At 54.5% G+C, this 17800-nt stretch carries 16 protein-coding genes and 1 pseudogene; 9 read left to right on the top strand and 8 right to left on the bottom strand.

Annotated features, from left to right (window positions below):
- Positions 1-57 precede the first annotated feature (57 nt).
- The 8 genes and pseudogenes from ACR0LX_RS05675 (at position 58) to ACR0LX_RS05640 (ending at position 5958) form a co-directional block, all read left to right on the top strand.
- Positions 58-909, top strand: coding sequence for a MurR/RpiR family transcriptional regulator (locus ACR0LX_RS05675; RefSeq protein WP_480782878.1), 852 nt, complete (start codon positions 58-60; stop codon positions 907-909).
- The gene (locus ACR0LX_RS05670) at positions 903-2216 is read left to right on the top strand and encodes a type I glutamate--ammonia ligase (protein WP_480782877.1); all 1314 of its coding nucleotides are present in this window, start codon (positions 903-905) and stop codon (positions 2214-2216) included. Before ACR0LX_RS05675 ends, ACR0LX_RS05670 begins: the two co-directional genes overlap by 7 nt.
- Before the next feature lie 72 nt (positions 2217-2288).
- A pseudogene (locus ACR0LX_RS05665) lies at positions 2289-2435 on the top strand (IS6 family transposase); the annotation flags it as partial.
- A 937-nt stretch (positions 2436-3372) separates the two neighbouring features.
- On the top strand, positions 3373-3840 hold the full coding sequence (locus ACR0LX_RS05660; protein WP_480577293.1) for a type VI secretion system amidase effector protein Tae4: 468 nt from the start codon (positions 3373-3375) through the stop codon (positions 3838-3840).
- Positions 3825-4355 carry a hypothetical protein gene (locus ACR0LX_RS05655; protein WP_480782876.1) on the top strand — a complete coding sequence of 177 codons (531 nt, stop codon included), beginning with the start codon at positions 3825-3827 and terminating at the stop codon, positions 4353-4355. The genes ACR0LX_RS05660 and ACR0LX_RS05655 overlap by 16 nt, the downstream gene beginning before the upstream one ends.
- 348 nt (positions 4356-4703) lie before the next feature.
- A complete protein-coding gene (locus ACR0LX_RS05650) occupies positions 4704-4970 on the top strand; it encodes a hypothetical protein (RefSeq protein ID WP_480782875.1) in 267 nt (88 codons plus the stop codon).
- Complete coding sequence (locus ACR0LX_RS05645; protein WP_480782874.1) at positions 4957-5169, top strand: hypothetical protein; 213 nt, start codon at positions 4957-4959, stop codon at positions 5167-5169. Before ACR0LX_RS05650 ends, ACR0LX_RS05645 begins: the two co-directional genes overlap by 14 nt.
- Positions 5170-5742: 573 nt before the next feature.
- Entirely contained in the window at positions 5743-5958 is a 216-nt protein-coding gene (locus tag ACR0LX_RS05640) for a hypothetical protein (RefSeq protein ID WP_480782873.1), read from the top strand.
- Between the two features lie 24 nt (positions 5959-5982).
- Here ACR0LX_RS05640 and ACR0LX_RS05635 read toward each other — a convergent pair whose 3' ends face one another.
- On the bottom strand, positions 5983-6351 hold the full coding sequence (locus tag ACR0LX_RS05635) for a VOC family protein (protein WP_480782872.1): 369 nt from the start codon (positions 6349-6351) through the stop codon (positions 5983-5985).
- Between the two features lie 614 nt (positions 6352-6965).
- A complete protein-coding gene (locus ACR0LX_RS05630; RefSeq protein WP_480782871.1) occupies positions 6966-8282 on the bottom strand; it encodes a phospholipase D family protein in 1317 nt (438 codons plus the stop codon).
- A 410-nt stretch (positions 8283-8692) separates the two neighbouring features.
- Between ACR0LX_RS05630 and ACR0LX_RS05625 the strand changes: the two genes are divergently transcribed.
- On the top strand, positions 8693-9889 hold the full coding sequence (locus ACR0LX_RS05625; RefSeq protein ID WP_480782870.1) for an adenylate/guanylate cyclase domain-containing protein: 1197 nt from the start codon (positions 8693-8695) through the stop codon (positions 9887-9889).
- Between the two features lie 673 nt (positions 9890-10562).
- On the opposite strand, the gene ACR0LX_RS05620 is transcribed toward ACR0LX_RS05625, so the two are convergent.
- From ACR0LX_RS05620 to ACR0LX_RS05595, 6 genes are all read right to left on the bottom strand, one after another.
- Positions 10563-11570 (bottom strand): ABC transporter ATP-binding protein, encoded by a 1008-nt coding sequence (locus ACR0LX_RS05620; protein ID WP_480782869.1) that lies wholly within the window; start codon positions 11568-11570, stop codon positions 10563-10565.
- Positions 11567-12562: an ABC transporter ATP-binding protein gene (locus tag ACR0LX_RS05615; RefSeq protein ID WP_480782868.1), complete on the bottom strand. Its 996-nt coding sequence runs from the start codon at positions 12560-12562 to the stop codon at positions 11567-11569. The genes ACR0LX_RS05620 and ACR0LX_RS05615 overlap by 4 nt, the downstream gene beginning before the upstream one ends.
- Positions 12559-13701 (bottom strand): ABC transporter permease, encoded by a 1143-nt coding sequence (locus ACR0LX_RS05610; RefSeq protein WP_480782867.1) that lies wholly within the window; start codon positions 13699-13701, stop codon positions 12559-12561. Before ACR0LX_RS05610 ends, ACR0LX_RS05615 begins: the two co-directional genes overlap by 4 nt.
- Before the next feature lie 5 nt (positions 13702-13706).
- The gene (locus ACR0LX_RS05605) at positions 13707-14711 is read right to left on the bottom strand and encodes an ABC transporter permease (RefSeq protein WP_480577716.1); all 1005 of its coding nucleotides are present in this window, start codon (positions 14709-14711) and stop codon (positions 13707-13709) included.
- Between the two features lie 72 nt (positions 14712-14783).
- Entirely contained in the window at positions 14784-16823 is a 2040-nt protein-coding gene (locus ACR0LX_RS05600) for an ABC transporter substrate-binding protein (protein WP_480782866.1), read from the bottom strand.
- A gap of 54 nt (positions 16824-16877) precedes the next feature.
- A complete protein-coding gene (locus tag ACR0LX_RS05595; RefSeq protein ID WP_480577722.1) occupies positions 16878-17705 on the bottom strand; it encodes a DeoR/GlpR family DNA-binding transcription regulator in 828 nt (275 codons plus the stop codon).
- Positions 17706-17800 lie beyond the last annotated feature (95 nt).

Here is a 17800-nt window from a genome sequence, read left to right as displayed (position 1 = left end):
AATAGATTGACTGAAATTTTTCTTCCATGCAATCCATTCAGAATAGGAGGTATCCGAGTGCTTGTCCGGCAACGAATTGAAGCAAAGGCAGAGTATATGACCACGAGCGAGCGTAAGCTGGCCGCCGCGTTGCTGAGCGACTACCCATATGCGGGCCTAGTCACAATCCAGGAACTAGCCCGGCGGGCCGAAGTCTCCGCCCCCTCAATCTCTCGGTTTGTCACTAAAATCGGACTGAGCGGCTATCAGGAGTTCCAACGCGCGTTGCTGTCCGAACTAAAGGAAGGGGAACGCTCGCCGACCGATCTACATGGCGAGGGGCGCAGCGTTGACGGCGGGTTTTTACGAGATTTTATTGCGCGTGCCTCGTCTCAGATGGCGCTGTCGGCAGAAGGCATTACCGAAGCACAGTTTCAGCGTATCTGCTCGGTGCTTAGCCAGCCCAAAAGCAATGTTTACGTTTTGGGCGGGCGGATCAGTGATACCATCGCGCAACATCTGTCTTTTCACCTGCGCCAGACCCGCAGCGGTGTTTACCATCTTCCGGCCAACAACGAGGTTTGGCCGGAATATCTACTGCGAATGAAGCCAGCGGACATCCTGTTTCTGGTCGATTTTCGCCGCTATCAGCCTGCCTTGGCGCGGCTGGCTACCACTGCAGCGCGGGACAGGGGGGTGCGAGTCTTGCTCATGACGGACAAATGGTTGTCTCCCATTTCCCGTCATGCGGCAGAAATCTTGCCGGTGCCCATCGAAAGCGGCACACTCTGGGACACCTACACAGCGGCCCTTGCGGTGACCGAGGCACTGGTGACCCGCATCGCCGAAGACAACTGGGAGCAGACGAAATCCCGCATTGAAGCCTGGGATGCCATGCGATCCCAAAACCAGGATCCCAACCCATGTTGAACAAGGCCCCCTTGATTTTCGTCGCTACTTCCGACCTAGCAGGAAAACTGCGAGGCAAGGCGTTTCCGGCTGATCAACTGAACGCCCGTTTGCAACGGGGCGTCGGGTGGACGCCAACGAATGTTCAGATCAACTGCTTTGACGCGATCGCCGAAAGTCCGTTTGGGGCGTTAGGTGATCTGCTTCTGATCCCGGACGCCGCCACCGAGGCGAAGGTCGAGTTTGGCGACTATCCTGGGCTTCATTTCATTATGGGCGATATTGTCACTTTGGAAGGCGACCCGTGGGATTTCTGCACGCGCAGCTTGCTGAAGGCGGCGCTGGACAGGTTGCACAAGGTAGCCGGTGCCCAGGTGCTCGCCGCGTTTGAGCACGAGTTTCAGCTGATCGACCCGCCCGAACAGTCCAATGAGGCTTACGGCCACCGGGGTTTCTGCCAGCAGCGCAACCTGTGCGAGACTCTGATCGCCGCAATTTCACAGGTTGGCTTGAAGCCGGATTCGATCATGAAGGAATACGGCCCAAACCAATATGAAGTCGTGGTCGGCCCCGAACTGGGTGTACGCGCCGCCGACGCTGCCATCATGGTTCGTGAACTAACTTATGCCACCGCGCGCGCCTATGACGAACGGGCCACTTACACTCCTATCCGCGATGTCGCGGGTGTCGGCAATGGAGTGCATATCCACATGAGTTTTGTGGATGATCAGGGCACACCACTGACATACAGCGCGGACGGGCCGTCCGGGATGTCAGAATTGACGGGCGCGTTCGCCGCTGGGGTTTTGAAATATCTGGATGCGATATTGGCACTTACCGCGCCTTCGGTGATTTCATACGAACGCTTGACTCCTCACCGCTGGTCGGCGGCCTTTAACAACCTCGGCTTCCGCGATCGCGAGGCATCGTTGCGGATATGCCCGGTGACGGCAAAAGACCCGGCCTCGATCGCACGACAGTTCAACATCGAATACCGTGCGGCAGATGCGGCAGCCTCGCCGCATCTTGCGCTTGCTGCGATTGTCATGGCAGGCACTCAAGGTATTGAGGAACGGCTGAACGCACCGTCTCCAACCCAAGAGGATCTTTCGCTTCTGGACGTTGCAGAGTTGAATAAGAGAGGCCTGGTACGTTTACCCCAAACGTTGGAAGAAGCGTTGGACCGGTTCGTGACGAACCCGGTCGTAACAGGCTGGTTCCCGAACGGGTTTGCTGAGGTCTATCAAGCGCATAAACAGTCTGAGATTGCGGTGATTGCAAACTTGGACACAGACGCACGTTGCCGTTTGTACGAGGGTACGTATTAAGGTTAGTAACTTAAGGGTCTTGTCAGAAGAACTTGCCTTGAGGCGGGCAGGGGGCTTTCGTAGTTTTTGCCCATGACCAGATCTGCCTGTTTCAAGTACTTCAAAACCAGTCCCGAGATCATCCGTCTTGCGGTGATGCTGTACTTCCGTTTCCCGCTCTCGCTTCGGAAAGTCGAAGATCTGCTGCGCGAGCGAGGCATCGACGCGAGCCACGAATCTGGACATCCCGAATCCGCCGCATAATCACAACAACCAGAGGCGCCAGATACTCTCTTAGCTCGGACTGCCAACTGGCCCTAAACTCCTGACGACGGAAACTCTGCTTGGTTCCGGGTTTCTTTCTTATCTCCACTCCTTGGCGGTTGCGATGAGCCAGAAACACTATCTTATCAAATTGACCTAAATTGTTCTATTGGTGCTGACGTCAGACACTCTTGAGATTTACCTGAATCTAGGGTGTTGGTAGCGTTGCTCAGCAAAGTTCTGGTCGCAACTAATATAGTTCCGTTTGGCAAATTTACAGATCCATCTGCCCGAACGTAGTGGCCGTTATCTGAATTTCCACCCAGTACGGTCGTTATTGCGTCGAAAGCACCAACATACAGACCACTGTGGTCTTCAAGGTACCAGTGCAGAATTCGTCTGTCTCCAATTTCCGCTTCGGCGGAATTGGATCCGACGAAGTTGAAGGACGTATTGGAGTGATGCAGTTCGGTTGTCCCACAACCCATGCGGGCATCGTCAGCGCTGCCCATAGATGCTAGCGGCGTGGACGCCGTCAAAGCGATTGCTGTAGTCCGAGTTTACCCATACCCAGCGTCCTCCCCGGTTCGCAATTCGAAAGCAGTCTGGCGATGCGTGAAGTATAATTCGCCCAACTATCTCTGACTCGAGGACTAGCAACACCGGATTTAGCTATTACCAGCTTAAGGTGAAGTTGAATTCACCTCGTCGAAGCCAAGTGCGGCCAGGAATGTTCTTGGAAGGTGGCCGTGAGAAAGCGACGACAAAACTTCGGCCAGATGCGAAATGCCCGTTATCTATTACGCAGTCCAACGCGATGGTTTTTTGTGCTATCATGCTCGTCATTCAATTCTAGGTAGTTTTGCGCCGGATCAGACCTGATCGACGGTGCTGTAGCCAATGAGGGTTCAGAATGTCGAAATTTGATACATTATGGGAAAACCATCCCGCCAATCAGACACCCCCGTTGATAGAACCCTGCACGACTGATGGTTCTCCGAATTTTACGAACCAGTGTTGTATCCGATTGGGGGTGGCCCTTACGAAATCGGGAATAAAGATTTCACGTTACCAAGGCGTGTTTTGTTGGCATGGCCACGGCAAAAAACACCCTTTGCGCGTCGAAGAGATGAAACTCTGGCTCAATTCGGACCACGCAAAATTTGTCGGCAAAGCTAAGATATCCAGAGCCAGCCCGGGCGTACTGCAAAAGACGTTCGCCGACTACCTAGGTAAACGAGGTATCGTCGCGTTCATCAACTTTTGGGGCGAAGGAAATCAAGGGGATCACATTGACCTTTGGAATGGCGAAAGTGTTGCTCATGGCAGCCGGGATTACTTCGAGCGTTCAGAGCAGATCTGGTATTGGAAAATGACGTGAAGCGGTTTTCCCAAGCGCTGACTTTGGCACTGGCAGCATATTTTTTGGCAACGCCGGCGTTCTCGCAGGAGCTTGTGGTCGAATTGGCAACGGTAGAGTCGAATGACGCGGGCACAAAGTGCATCTTTAAGTATCGTACCGATGGCTCAAAGCAGCAGGCTTTAGAGCTTGAGCTTGAACCCCCATGTACATTTGCCCGGCCAACGTCTGTCCCGTCGCCAAACGCAAACGAAAGCGGCGCGCCCAGTGGTGCCAGAAAAGCGGCGGCTTGGCGATTTAGGAATGGTGACCTGGTCATTCCGGTTATCGGCGACCCGATCCCCACCGAATGGTATAGCCAAGATTTGTATCAGCTGCGAAAAAGCCAAGGATTGACATGTGGCGCAAGTCTGCAAGGCGTTTTGGTTGATGCACAAGGAATTAGCCTTACCCCAAAGCGCGAGCGCGTGGGTCTGTTTTGCGAAGAATTGGGTGTCAGCGCAAAGGAGGCGTGGTTGCTAGCAGCCCCACAATAGACCTCGGCTACAGCTAACATGCGCCTCATCGTCCTGCGCGGTTTGATGGCTTTCTTTAGACCGGGTTGGTCAAGTCCGTCCTGCAATATGGGAAAGCCAGGGTGAATAATTTTCGCACCCTTCCGGTACGGTCAGAACCTGACTTTCGAGCCAAACCAACAGCAAGGCCGATGTAATGGTTTGCTCGACCTCTCTAACGCGCGCGAATTTCCTGTGTGAATTGTTTCCTTTGTCAGAATTCGGAATGGACTTAAGCTTGTCTCGAAATATGGGCGCCTGAGCGGCATCCAGAAATTTCCGGCTCTGGCGTCCACCGCACTTTTCACAGCGTATTCAATGGAGCTACCCATGCCTAAACTCGATCCTCAGACCCAAAAGAAGGTCACCACATTCTGCAAAAAGAAAAAACCTGCTGCCGTAAAACATAGCGCACAGAAGGCGAAAAAACGTGCCGAAACAGCCCTTACAAAAGCGAAGTGGTCCGTAAAACAGGCGCCAGCGCCCGAGAAAAAAGCTTATGCCGAAGTAGAGAAAGTGCTGGTGGAAATGTGCGCTGAAGAAGGGTTGGAGGAAGTGCAGAAGGCAATGTCCGACCCAAAAAGTGGAAAAGGCTAAAAAAGAGGTGAAGGCAAGGATTAAACAAAGGGTAGGTCAAATTCAGAAGGCCAAACAGCGTGTCAAGAAAGCGCTAGCGAAGCTTCCACCGAAACCAGCACAGGCCGTCGAAAAAGAACTGGATTCAACCTTCAAGTCCGCGCTGAAATTTTGGAAAGAACTCGAGGCTGATGCCAAGAAAGAAGGTCTTGCCGGTTGATTTTTCGGCAATTCTCTGCGGAGCCAGAAATACGCCCGTCAGGCACAACTAGGCGGTTCCGACGCTTGACCCGGTCACTTCCCCAAATCGCGCTCACAGACCTGCGTAACGAGGTTTTGGGGAGTGGAAAAACGTAATCTGTCGTCATAGCGTAGGTGCTATTTTATGCGTTTTCTGGGTTCGTGGTGTCTTCAATAAATGGTGTTCGCTCGGTAATTCTCCTGCACGACGATTGCGGCGTTTGATCTCGGAAGCCACATGGTCTCGGCCAATGAAATAGCGGATAATCCAGGCCACTTATGCCCAGTGTCGGTTTCCGGATCCGTGTCTGCCACGCACGACGTGTCGCTAGGCTCGGTCAAATCGTGATAAGAAAAAGGGCGCACCCACCACAAGCGCGCCCTTTCACTGGGAGGATATTGTAAATTTTGCGTTCTCAAATACACCAACGCATACTCGTTAATGCCCTCAGTATGGCTGATTCCGCTTGGGCCGTCAGTGACCCAATTCACGCAGCAAGATTTGAATTGGCATCATGCCGAATACGGGGTCGAATATGACTGGAGGATCGCAATGAAGAACCCAGAAAGCTTCGAAAAGTTCTACTTCGCCAAAGTTGGTATGGGTGAAGCCTGCGGATGCGCCGAGCGGATCATAGATGTCTTCGAGTTCAACCGAAGGGGTGGTTCGAAATCGAAAAAGCAGCTTATCAAGGTGGATCGTAAGCGACGTTCCTTTCGGTCCTGGGCGGTGAAATACGGCTTGCTTAGTCGCAAACGTGGCTCATAGGCTTCAATGCAAACCGAGGAAAACTTAGACTTCAAAGTCGACGTGAATGTGGTTGCCGTCAAAATCCCGAAGATTGACCTGCACAATCGGCATTCCCGGCACTGGATCGACCGTGTGTGCGATACCCATCTCTCTCAGTTTACCGACAAATTCGTCGAAACCCTCGGACTGAAAGGCAAAGTGCTCTAATGACGGGTTGGCGCCAATTGTCGGCTCCTCAATCACTCCGACCAGATGCACCACTGCCCTGTCATTCAGATAAAGCCACGCACCTGGGAAATCGAAATCAGGTCGATTGCCCGGGTAAAGGCCTAGTACTTCCCCGTACCACTCAACCATCTTTTCGAGATTGGTGGTACGCACGTTTACATGGTCAAAAGCTAGCAGTGCCATGGTGGATGCATACCAGTTCCTCAATTGGAATACACTTAGAATGTGGGTCTTGAGTGATGGCGCAGTCATCTGAGTATAGCCTGCTGTTGGAAGCACACATCTCATCGTTGCGCGAGCATTCACTTGATGTCCTTGCCCAACTTGCCGACCGTATCGGGCGGAGACTGCCCAGACGCGGAAGCGAGCGCGGCGTCAGAGCCGACCTCAGGCAATGCCTCAATCGCTGCAGGGTTCTTCTATCTGACTGCACTGTGCAGCGGTGTCTCTGACAAATCTCCAAAGGCATTTATGTCGGCACCTGCTTCAAAAAGCTTTTGAACGGCGTGGGTGTTCCTGCGCCATAGCATGATGTACGGCGGAGTATCTTCGAATCTAGCCATTAACCCTTTTGGGGGTGAAATCACGCGACGAAACCGACGCTGTCTCCTCTTCCCAATTCGTTGAAGTACACAAAAACCTTGAACGACAAAGATGCGCAGAAAGTGGACTTTGCAAATTCTGGTTAGCGTGCAAACCAAATGACAGGCTGGAAACGATCAACAGACAATTTCGACCCAAGAGTGACGTTATCAAGGCCGGAGTTCTCTGGTAGCGTCAGCTATCTACCCAGAAACCTAAAGCTGTGAACCAATTGGCAAAATACCTAGAAAACCAGCAACTACGTGATCCCAGGCCGATCCTGTCGGCTCGGATTGATACTCAAGAACGTTGCCATCATCGTCTCTTGTTGTCCATTTAAGCTGACCAGCCTGCTCGAGCGTCACCTTATATGTGTATGCGGGCAGCGCGTCGTCCAAGGCATCCATGGTCTGTGTAGCCAATGCTGGCGAGTCAATCAGAATTCCCATCTCGGTGTTGATGTTGACAGATCGCGGGTCCCAATTGAACGACCCTACGAACAAGTATCTGTCATCAACCGCAAATGCCTTTGAGTGCAGGCCTGATTGAGATTGAGCCCAGTTAATGCCGCGGCGCTGGACCTGATAGGCGTCCGGTCGCAGTTCATAGAGTTCTATTCCACCGCGTAGAAGTGCACGGCGTTTCTTGGCGTAGTGCGCGTAGACGGGTGCGACGTCGTTAGACGCAAGTGAATTGGTTACAACCTTTACGTCGACGCCGCGGCTTTCCAGTTCGGTCAGCCATTTCACACCGTTGTTGCGCGGCACGAAATAGGCGGAGACGATGTTCACCTCACTGCTGGCATTCTCGAAATACGGAAGCAATTGAGATGCCAGAACGGGACCTGAGTTCTCGAGACCGGCGGCTTTTGAGGGCGGATCAGCGTAAAGCTTCGCAGGTAGCCAATTCAAGGGCAGGGTTCCATCTGCGAAGTTCTCTTGTGCTGACTTTCTAAGGGCCGCGCCATACTGCGTCTGCTTCGCTTCCTCGACCAGTTCGTTCAACCTGACTCGTGCATCAGTAAGGTCAAATTCCTGAGGTTCTCCAACGACTACACGAGCCGGAACGGCGAATTCGCTGTTCCAGTAAGAGTCAAAGCTTCGCGACACCTCGCGGACAACGGGGCCTGCGGCCAGCACATCCAGATCAGCGTAGTTCATCTCTTCCCGCGCGAGAAAGTACTCGGCACCGATGTTTCTCCCACCCACAATCGTGAACACGTTGTCTGCCGTCATTGATTTGTTGTGCATTCTGCGATTGATTCGTTTGAAGTCCGTCAGCCCCGCGATCAACAGGCTTTGATCTCGCCAGAATGGATTGAACAGCCTGATCTCAATATTCTTGTGATTGTCCAATGCGGCCGTCATAGCGTCATAGCTGGACGTATCCATATCATCCAGCAACAACCGGACACGAACACCCCGATCTGCTGCCTGCAAAAGACTGGCTGCAAAAAGGTGGCCTGTTGGGCCGTCGTGCAGAAGGTAGTATTGTGCGTCTATCGTTCTCTCGGCCGCCGCAGCCAGCAACAACCGTGAGACAAGAGCTTCTTCGCCGTCACTGATCAGCTTGACCCCTGACCGACCGTCTTTGGGATTGCCAAGCCGGTTGGCCGCCCGACTGAGAGCTGTGCGCGGGTCCGCCGGCAGCGAAGCCGATACCGTCTTTTCATATGTGCGAGTTTTAGGGGCGCAAGCAACAAGGGTCAGGGTGCACAAGATACAGACCACCAACTTCCATCGTGTCATCAGCTTCCTCCATCCCCATATCCTAGGTGACTACGCCGAGACGGGTGATTGCAAGTCTGTTCTGTGAAGCATGAGATTGTTTCGCTGGTCGTTGTTGATTTGGAGAAACCCTCAACTTCCCCATGCAGGTATGTGATTTTGACGCAATCTCAATTCAAACGTACTCTACCAGCAACCAAGCGCAAACGAGGACCATGCCTGATCCCAAACACAGAAATAACTCCGCCGAGGACCCTACGCCGCGTGCTTTGGCCGATGGTATCGGCGTGGCAACAGAGGAGTTCAAAATTTCGATGCCAATCGGGATCGGAGCTGTCTTGGCTGCTCTGGCTTCTTTGGCCACGTGCTATTCCGGGATTTTGCTAACCTATTTGGTTGGCTACGAAGCACTTTCCCTAAACCCACATGTGCAAGCGGTGCTCATGTGGGTGTTTGCATTGTTGGCGGTTAGCTTCTTATGGAGAGACCGTAAACGGCATGCCAAGGAGCTTCCACTCGTCCTTGGTGGGATTGCTGCCGTCATCCTGATTGTCACACTTTATTTCGGTTATGATGAACGCGTCGAAGCGCTTGCCTATGTGCTTTTGGTAATCGCAGCTTTGCTAAACCAGAACTTCATACTCGATACTTTGAACCACACGGTTCGCAATCAGACACATGAAATAGAGGCGTTGAACGAAAGACTAACCAAGAAAGTAAAACGCCAGGAAGGCGAGATTGACAGGCTGGGGCGCCTCAAACAATTCCTTGCGCCTCAGGTTGCGGAGCTTGTTGTCGAAGAAAACTCTGACGAGCTTCTCAAAACGCATCGTCAATATATCTCTTGCCTATTCTGCGACATCCGGAATTTCACCGCCATTTCCGAGGCGATTGAGCCGGAGGACGTCATTACACTTCTCCAGCAATTCCACGATGAGGTTGGCCAACTCGTTGCCTGGCACAAAGGAACAATTGGATACCGAGCCGGAGATGGATTGATGGTCTTCTTCAATGATCCGGTTCCCTGCGATCAACCCGTCCTGCAAGCCGTGCGGCTGGCTAAGGCAATAAGCGAAGCCTTCGAAGGAATACGAGCACCCTGGCAGAAACTCGGACACGCGATGGGCTTAGGTATCGGGATCAGTAGTGGTTACGCGACGCTTGGGCTGATCGGTTTTCATGGTCGCGCCGACTACACCGCAATCGGTAGCGCTGTGAATACAGCATCCAGGCTTTGCGATTTTGCCAGCGACGGGCAGATCCTATTAAACCAACGGGCGCTTCTAGACATAGAAGAACATGTGGAGACCGAAGAACTGGGAGAACGGGAACTGAAGGGCATCAGCAACCCAGTGCAGATTTTCGCGTTATCAGCTTCCCCCATCAGGCAAAGTGATGCTCTCTCTCGATAGGAGTCCAATCGTTTTTCGTATTGGCGCGTCGCAACATCGGTCCCCCTTATTACGCAAATTTTAGGAACATCCTGAGCGATTGCGAGAACTGTAGGTCCTATCGATCTGCATAGTGTCCACCCCGGTCGCGGCATTGCAGTTCCGCGAAACCAAGCGCTATGAGTTCAAACGACCCGCAAGTCTTGACTGCGATTCAACGTTTTGCGAGTTGTGGACCACGAACGAAGGGACAGAGGAATCAACCGGTGTGCAGCGGCAGCGTCTTGCAGATGTCTGACGATGACATCAATGTCTGCGGTTCCCCGGGCCAGACCGGGCAGTTGCCAACCGGAGGTATCCTTTCGACTCAAGATCACTCTGTTGGAGACGTTAATCGCTACCGTCGGCCTTTGCGCGTGGTCTGAGTCGGCGTCAATCGATTCCTGTTTAGTCCTGCAGCAAACCGGTGAGCCAGGCCCCGGGCCAGCGGAGTGTTCGTGCGGACTAGAGCGACCGCGTTCCCTGGAGCGGTTCGAGGCTTGTCGCATTTTTCCCGTAGGGTCTAGCCAGCAGAGATACAGCCAAGCTAACGCGGACCGCCGCTCTCGCCTAGCGGCGCGTACTTGGTGCGGCCTTAAGTGCAGCTTTACTGGCCTAGCTGAGACTGCCTCGAATTCGTCCGACTGCTCGCCTGTTACCCAGACAATGCTTCTGGTTGCAATTCGCGCCATCGGTGGCAAGTCACGGCGTGATCGGCCTCGCAGGTTTCCATAGGCGGCTCTTCGCGTTTGCAAAGATCGATGGCAGAGGGGCATCGTGTATGAAACGGGCAACCGCTGGGACGGTTCGTCGGTGATGGGATTTCGCCTTCAAGTTTCTGAGCTCTGCCGCGATCATCGGGGTCCAAGGACGGGATGGCTGAAAACAAGGCTTTGGTATAGGGGTGACGCGGTGACTTAAACAACTGGCGTGTTGGCGCGCTTTCGACGATCTGTCCCAGATACATCACAGCCACATGGTCACAGGTATGCGCCACAACAGACAGGTCGTGGCTGATGAACAAATAGGTCAAACCCATTTCGTCCTGAAGTGACTTCAACAGGTTCAGAATATCGGCCTGAATTGACACATCCAGCGCGGCAACGCTCTCGTCAGCCACCACGAACCGTGGTTTCGAAACCAGCGCCCGGGCGATCGAGATACGCTGTCTTTGCCCCCCCGAAAAAGCGTGCGGAAAGCGACGCAAATGTTCCAAGTTCAAGCGGCACAACTCGGCGATTTTGCGAACGCGTTCGTCGACCTCTTCGCGCGAGTTGCACAGCCCCATGACCTCAAGCGGTTCAGCGATGATGTCGCGCACGGTCATGCGGGGTGACAGGGCGGCATAGGGATCCTGAAAGATCAATTGCGCGCGGCGGCGGTATTCCTTCAGCTCGGCACCGGCAAGATTGCCCAGATCGTAGCTGACTTCTCCGTCATCATAATGGGCGGTGCCATAGCTGATCGGCGCTGCATTCAAAAGGGCGCGTCCGAACGTTGTTTTGCCCGAACCGCTTTCGCCGACAACCCCAAAGAACGACCCTCGGGGTATCGAGAGCGAAACTTCGTTAACGGCCATGAGGACGCGCTTGTTGAAGATCTTCCCGCCGACCGGGAACCCAACCGACAGGTTCTTGGTTTCGATCAGATTGTCACTATTCATGCCGGTTGTCCCTCATGGCAGAGATGGCAGGCCGTGCGGTGGTTTTCGCCGGTATCGGCCCAGCCTGGGACAACCGTGCGACAAACGTCGCCGTTTATCTTTCCGCAGCGGGTATGAAAAACGCAACCCTCGGGCCGTTCCAGCGGCGAGGGGATATCGCCCGGCACCGGCATCAGAGGCCTGTCCAGATCGTCAAGCTGGGGCAAGGCATCAATCAAACCTTGAGTATACGGGTGATAGGGGTTTCGGATCACCTCGCGCACCGGGCCTTGTTCGATCATCTTCCCCAGATACATCACCGCCACCTTGTCCGCCGTTTGGGCAACCACGCCAAGATCGTGGGTGATAAAGATGATCCCCATCCCGAACTCGCTCACCAGATCCTTCATCAGATCGATGACCTGCGCCTGGATGGTCACATCAAGTGCGGTGGTGGGTTCGTCCGCGATCAACAGCTTCGGTTTGGTCGACAGGGCCATGGCGATCATAGCCCGCTGACGCATGCCGCCCGACATCTCAAAAGCATATTGGCCGAACCGGGTGGACGCATCGGATATTCCGACGCGATCCAGCATTTCGACCGACAGTTCGCGCGCCTGTTTTTTCGACATGTCTGTATGGATCAAAAGCTGTTCGACCATCTGGCTACCGATCGTCATCGCAGGTGCGAAACTGGCCATCGGTTCCTGAAAAATCATCGAAATGGCACCGCCGCGCACGATCTCCATGTCGCGCGGGCGTTTCAGGCTCATTACATCCACCGGACCGCTGTCGAGATGAAGTGTTATTCTGCTATCGGGCGCGTAGACCGCATTGCCGGGATTAAGCTTCATCAGGGATTTCGCCGTCACGGACTTGCCTGATCCGCTTTCGCCCACAAGACCCATGACTTCCCCCGGCGCCAGCGAAAACGACACGTTATCGACTGCGGTTATCAAGCCCTCATCGGTCTTGAATTGCAGCGTCAGGTTTTCGACGTCGATCAGGCTCATTTCCGGGTCTCCGAATAGGGATCGGCGGCATCGCGCAACCCGTCGCCGACGAAGACAAAGGCCATGACCAACGCGATAAAGAACAGGACCGGAATGAAATACCAGTGATAGTTCAACAAAACATCCGCCTTGGTCACGTTCTGCAACATAACGCCCAGAGAATTCACCGGATCCTTGAGCCCCAGCCCGATGAAGCTGAGCGCGGTTTCTGACAGCACGACGTAGGGAAACGAAATGACCAGATCGACGATGATATAGCTGGTAAAGCTGGGAAGAAGATGCCGTCTGATGATGTGGCCTGCGGGCGCGCCGCAGAGCTGCGCAGCCAGCACGTATTCTTGATTGCGCTCGGTCAACAAATGGGTGCGCACCCTTCGTGCCAACGTTGGCCACCCAACCAGCCCCAGGATCAGCGTAATGACGAAAAATCGCGTCTCGGCGGACCATTCAGGCGGGATAAACGCAGCAATGGCCATAAAGAGGGGGATAGACGGCACCGTCCTGACCGCGTCTGTGATCATCTGGATCACGCTATCGATTGCCCCACCGTAATAGCCCGCAATCCCGCCGATCATGAGGGCCAGAACAAACGAAATCACAACGCCCAGCGTTCCGACCTGAAGCGATGTCCAGACGGCGTGCAATGTACGCGAAAATATATCCTTGCCCGCGCTGTCGGTTCCAAACAGATGAACATATCCCTGATCCATGCCGAACAGGTGGACATTGCCCGGAATGAAGCCGAACAGCTTGTAACTGTCACCGCGCACGAAGAACTCAACGTAGCGGCGCTCGTCCTCGTTGATCTTCTCGACCCAGCGGAAATTGGTCGCCAGAGACCTTTCGCGTGTCACGGTGTGCAGGAACGGCCGGATTGAGCAGCCGTTCTTGTCACAGAATTTCGGGATTTGAGGGGCACCGTTCAGGTAATCCTTGTCCCGACCTGCGACCGTGGGGTCATAGGGTGACAGGAATGGCGCAAATAGGCCCGACAGGATCAGGACAACCAAGACCGTGGCTGCAATCATCGCAGCGCGTTGTTTTTTGAATCTGGCCCAGATCAGCTGTCTTTGAGAGGCCGTGAAATAAGCTTCTTTGGCCTTCTGATCGTCGGCTTTGGTGGAGGCTTTTGCAGACATGGACCTTACCTCAGAATGCTCTTGCGTACACGTGGATCAATCACGGCCAGCAGGATGTCCGTGGCAAAATTCAGTGTGACGATTGCGGCTGTCAGCAGGAAGATGATGGCCCCCGCCAATTGCTGGTCGTTCGATCGGGCCAGTGCTTCAAGCAGCAGCGATCCCGCTTCGGTTAAGGTCAGGATCAGGGCGACGATGGGCAACTCGTTGAAGATGCGGTTCAGGTCAAATCCCAGTGAATTGACAATCGGACCAAGTGCATGACGCGCAGGATAGCGCCACAACAGGCGGCGGCCATAGATGCCGCGCGCAGCTGCAGCGGTGACGTATAGCTTGCCGATTTCGTCCGACATCAGGGCGCGCACGGTCTGCAGCGCAAAGGCGGTCGCGGACCAACCCAGAATGAATATGGGCAGCCAGGCATGTTTCAGCAGATCCACGAATTTGGCCCAGGACCACGGCGCCTCGCGGTATTCAGGGCTGAATAGTCCGGTCAGTGTTTCACCGAAATAGATTGTGGAAAACAGCATCACCATCAGCGCCAGCAGAAAGTTGGGCATCGCCAGACCCAGATAGCTGATCAGGCGCAGCGAATTGTTGAGGAATGCGTTGTGCGATGCTGCCGAAACAATACCCACGGGAATTGCGATCATGTAGGCGAGCGTAAGCGAACCAAGGCAAATCCACAGCGAGATCCAGAACTTGTCACCCAGCAGCTGTGCGATGTTCACACGCAGGATACAGCTTTCGCCAAAGTCGCCCCGAAACGCGCCGCTCAACCAACTGGCCCAACGGGTCAGGAACGGGCGATCAAGCCCCAAGCGCGCGCGCTCTGCCTCGATATCGGCCAGGGTGATGGCCGAACCTTGGGTGTTCTTGTAGGCAAGATAGCGTTCGGCACAATCGCCCGGCACAAGTTCCATCAACGTGAAAACGATGAGGGATACCAATACGAGTGTTACCACGGCCATTACCGCGCGGGTGGCGGCAAAGCGAGCGAATTGGAGCATTTCTATGTTCCCGGCTAGCACTTGGAACGGGGCGCTGACGCCCCGTTCCACTGTCAAAGATCGAGCGTCAGATTACTCCGACAACCACCACTGTGCGGGGCGGTAGGGATAGGTCCGATAGAACTCGTAGGACTGCGTCTTGAACTCGGTAAAGTTCTGCAGATTGTTCGAATGGTAGATCGGTGCCGGGGAATTGACCGTTCCGATGAACAGCAGTTCCGAGGTTATGATTTCGACCATCTTCTGCGCGGCAGCGATCGAGGCGTCCGATCCGGGCGCACTGGATTGATAGGTGTCCAGGGCGGCTTTCAGATCGGCAACCCAAGCGGGCGGCTCGACACCGTTTTCACCGTTCGAACTGATATATTCCGCCCAGAGCATCCCGGTGCGGACATCAAAGTACCCGTCAAAGGGCGGCACCCAAATCTCGCCATCACCAAGCACCGAACCGGCAGGCTGGCTCTTGAGCCACATCCCCATGTCCAGAGTATTTGCCGATTGTGCGGCGCGGAATTCATCCGAGGTGACTTCCTTGATGGCGGTGTTGATGCCTACGTCCTTCCAGTTCTGGGCAATCAGTTCCACCAGTTGTGCCGATGCGGATTGAGTCGAAAACTGCCAGTCCAGCACAAGCGGGTCACCGTTTGGCAGGTCGCGGAAACCGTCGCCGTTCTGATCCGTCAGCCCGGCCTCATCCAGCAGGGCATTCGCCCGGTCCTGATCAAAGGTAATCTCGTGGTTCGACCACTTCTCGTCGATGAAATCCGGGCGCGGTGAAAAGCCGATATACTGCGTCGGTTCCCCCAGTCCGAATGCGGTAACCTCGTTCAGCTGATCGCGGTCCATCGCAACCGACATGGCGGTTCTGAACCGGATGTCGTTGAAGATGGCTCTTTTTGCCTCATCCTCGGCGGTCACGTTGAAGGTCAGCACCGGATATCCGATCGCGGGCTTCACCTCTAAGGTATAGTTTCCGCTTTCCTGTCCTTCCAGCAGAACCGGGGCAGACGTAATGTTCACGCCCTGCGACTTGTAATCCACCTCGCCGTTCAGCAGCTTGAGGTTGCGCACCTCTTCATCCGGGACGTAGGTTTCGTCCATTTCCGAGATATAAGGCAGCTGATTGCCCTGCGTATCGACCTGGAAGAAATAGGGGTTGGCCACATAGTGACGACCTTCGGTGCTTTCCTTCACCAGGATATGGCTTTCCAGCGTCGGCATGGTGTCCCTGGGCAGTCCGGCCAGTTTGTCGCCCGCAGTCAACATCGGCGACGGAGTGTCCATCCAGTCCGAGTTGCCATAGTAGGCCTTGATCAGCTCATAGCCATTTTCATAGCCCAGCGCCTGCGCGTTTGCGTCGGCATTCTCATCCAGCGCCGGGTGGTATTTTTCAAAGAAGTGCTTTGGCTGGTATGGCTGTACATAGGTGAACGAGAAGGTTTCGGTCAGCCCGGGCTTGGGTGCGGCCAGCGTAAAGCGAACCGTGGTATCATCCACAGCCTCGACCTTCATCGGCTCACCGCCTGCCAGTGCGTAATCCTTGGCTTCGGCGATGACATTGGTATCCATCATCAAGTTGTCGTACCAGAACACCACATCCGCTGCGGTAAAGGGCGCGCCATCCGACCATTTGTGACCAGCACGCAGATGGACGGTCAGTTGAGTGAAGTCATCGTTCCACTCCCACGATTTGGCGACGTTGGGCACCAAAGTCTGAAGATCGTCGGAATAGCGGAACAGGTTGACATGGCGCACGGACAAAAAGTCCGAAGTGCCGCTTTCTGTGGCGTTGGACAGCGCATCTAGAACACCGCCGTACTGACCGATCGAGTCATATGGCACGATGACCAGCGGCTCGGACGGAAGACGGTCCGCCAGCCCTGGCAGGTCGCCGTTGCCGCGGATCATACCGTTCAGGTCACCAATGGCCGGGTTCTCAGCGAAACTCAGCGTGCAGCCGGCCGCCGATTGAAATTCGGACAGGTCAAATTGCTGCGGGAACGCTCCATCGGATACTCCCTGCATATCTGCAACTGTCGCCGCTGGACAATTCGCCCATGCAGCGCCCCCAAGAGTGGCCAGCGCCACGCCTGACATCAGAAGCTTTTTCATGTTTCCTCCCTAAGGATAAGGCCAGTTTCGTTTTTTGTGTGTTTGTGAAACCGATTAGCTGACTGCGGCAACGTCGGTTTTCTTGTTCTTTTTGCCACCTCGGCGAGAGGCGACGTGAATTTTAACCCCTGCATCCTTCAATGCAGCGGCAAAGGGTTTGGGTGGCACCTTGTCGGTCACCAGATCGGTAACCTGATCGAACCGGCAAGCGACATTGGCGGCACGCTCTGCAAATTTTGTGTGATCCGCTGCGACGATCATGCGCCGGGTGTTGCCATGCAACGCGCGCGTCAGTTCAGCCTCCAGCGGATTTGAAGCCAAAACACCGCCCTTAAGCGAGACCGCATCCGCACCGCAGATGACGGCGTCATAGCTGTATTGGCAGGCAAGTTGTTCGGCAGCTCGACCGAAACTGCCACGTTCGGATCGAATGACCTCGCCGCCAGCCAATATTGCGCGTGTTCCATTGTGATCGGCCAGTGAAGCAACAACCGACAGCGAGTTGCTGACCACAGTCAAGTTCTTTCGGTCGCGCAATTGTTCGGCAACATGTGTCATTGTCGACCCTACGGTGACGAACAGCACCATGCCGTCTTCGACAATATGTCGGACCTGTTTGGCGATAAGCGTCTTTTCCTCGGCATTGTGCTCCAACGCCCCGGAAAACATCGGTGTGTCTTGCGCGCGCGACAGGAACGTACCGCCGTGCACCCGTTCGACCATGTTCTTTTTTGCCAGTCCCTTGACCAGCCTGCGAACGGTTTCTTCGGACACGTCCATGACCTGCGCGATCTGGGTATTGCGCGCCGAGCCCCCGAGCCTTGCCAATACATCAAGAAGTTCACGGCCCCGATGAGGGATGTGATCGCTATCGTGATCCATTTCCGAACTCCACCACAGTCTCGCTTAAAACTCCACAAAAAATGTTTAACTTTTGTGACAATTTTTGTTTTTTTGCCTTTTCCGGTCAATTTTAC

This window comes from Ruegeria sp. CH11 (assembly GCF_056537105.1).
The sequence above is the reverse complement of the archived record's forward strand: the minus strand, read 5'-3'. Positions and strand labels throughout refer to the sequence as shown.

Bases quoted from the DNA above. Each gene is read 5' to 3' on its own strand.
- ACR0LX_RS05635 (WP_480782872.1), bottom strand. From the start codon at position 6,351: ATGGCACTGCTAGCTTTTGACCATGTAAACGTGCGTACCACCAATCTC.
- ACR0LX_RS05660 (WP_480577293.1), top strand. From the start codon at position 3,373: ATGTCGAAATTTGATACATTATGGGAAAACCATCCCGCCAATCAGACA.
- ACR0LX_RS05625 (WP_480782870.1), top strand. From the start codon at position 8,693: ATGCCTGATCCCAAACACAGAAATAACTCCGCCGAGGACCCTACGCCG.
- ACR0LX_RS05615 (WP_480782868.1), bottom strand. From the start codon at position 12,562: ATGAGCCTGATCGACGTCGAAAACCTGACGCTGCAATTCAAGACCGAT.
- ACR0LX_RS05595 (WP_480577722.1), bottom strand. From the start codon at position 17,705: ATGGATCACGATAGCGATCACATCCCTCATCGGGGCCGTGAACTTCTT.
- ACR0LX_RS05600 (WP_480782866.1), bottom strand. From the start codon at position 16,823: ATGAAAAAGCTTCTGATGTCAGGCGTGGCGCTGGCCACTCTTGGGGGC.
- ACR0LX_RS05650 (WP_480782875.1), top strand. From the start codon at position 4,704: ATGCCTAAACTCGATCCTCAGACCCAAAAGAAGGTCACCACATTCTGC.
- ACR0LX_RS05610 (WP_480782867.1), bottom strand. From the start codon at position 13,701: ATGTCTGCAAAAGCCTCCACCAAAGCCGACGATCAGAAGGCCAAAGAA.
- ACR0LX_RS05605 (WP_480577716.1), bottom strand. From the start codon at position 14,711: ATGCTCCAATTCGCTCGCTTTGCCGCCACCCGCGCGGTAATGGCCGTG.
- ACR0LX_RS05670 (WP_480782877.1), top strand. From the start codon at position 903: ATGTTGAACAAGGCCCCCTTGATTTTCGTCGCTACTTCCGACCTAGCA.
- ACR0LX_RS05640 (WP_480782873.1), top strand. From the start codon at position 5,743: ATGAAGAACCCAGAAAGCTTCGAAAAGTTCTACTTCGCCAAAGTTGGT.
- ACR0LX_RS05620 (WP_480782869.1), bottom strand. From the start codon at position 11,570: ATGAATAGTGACAATCTGATCGAAACCAAGAACCTGTCGGTTGGGTTC.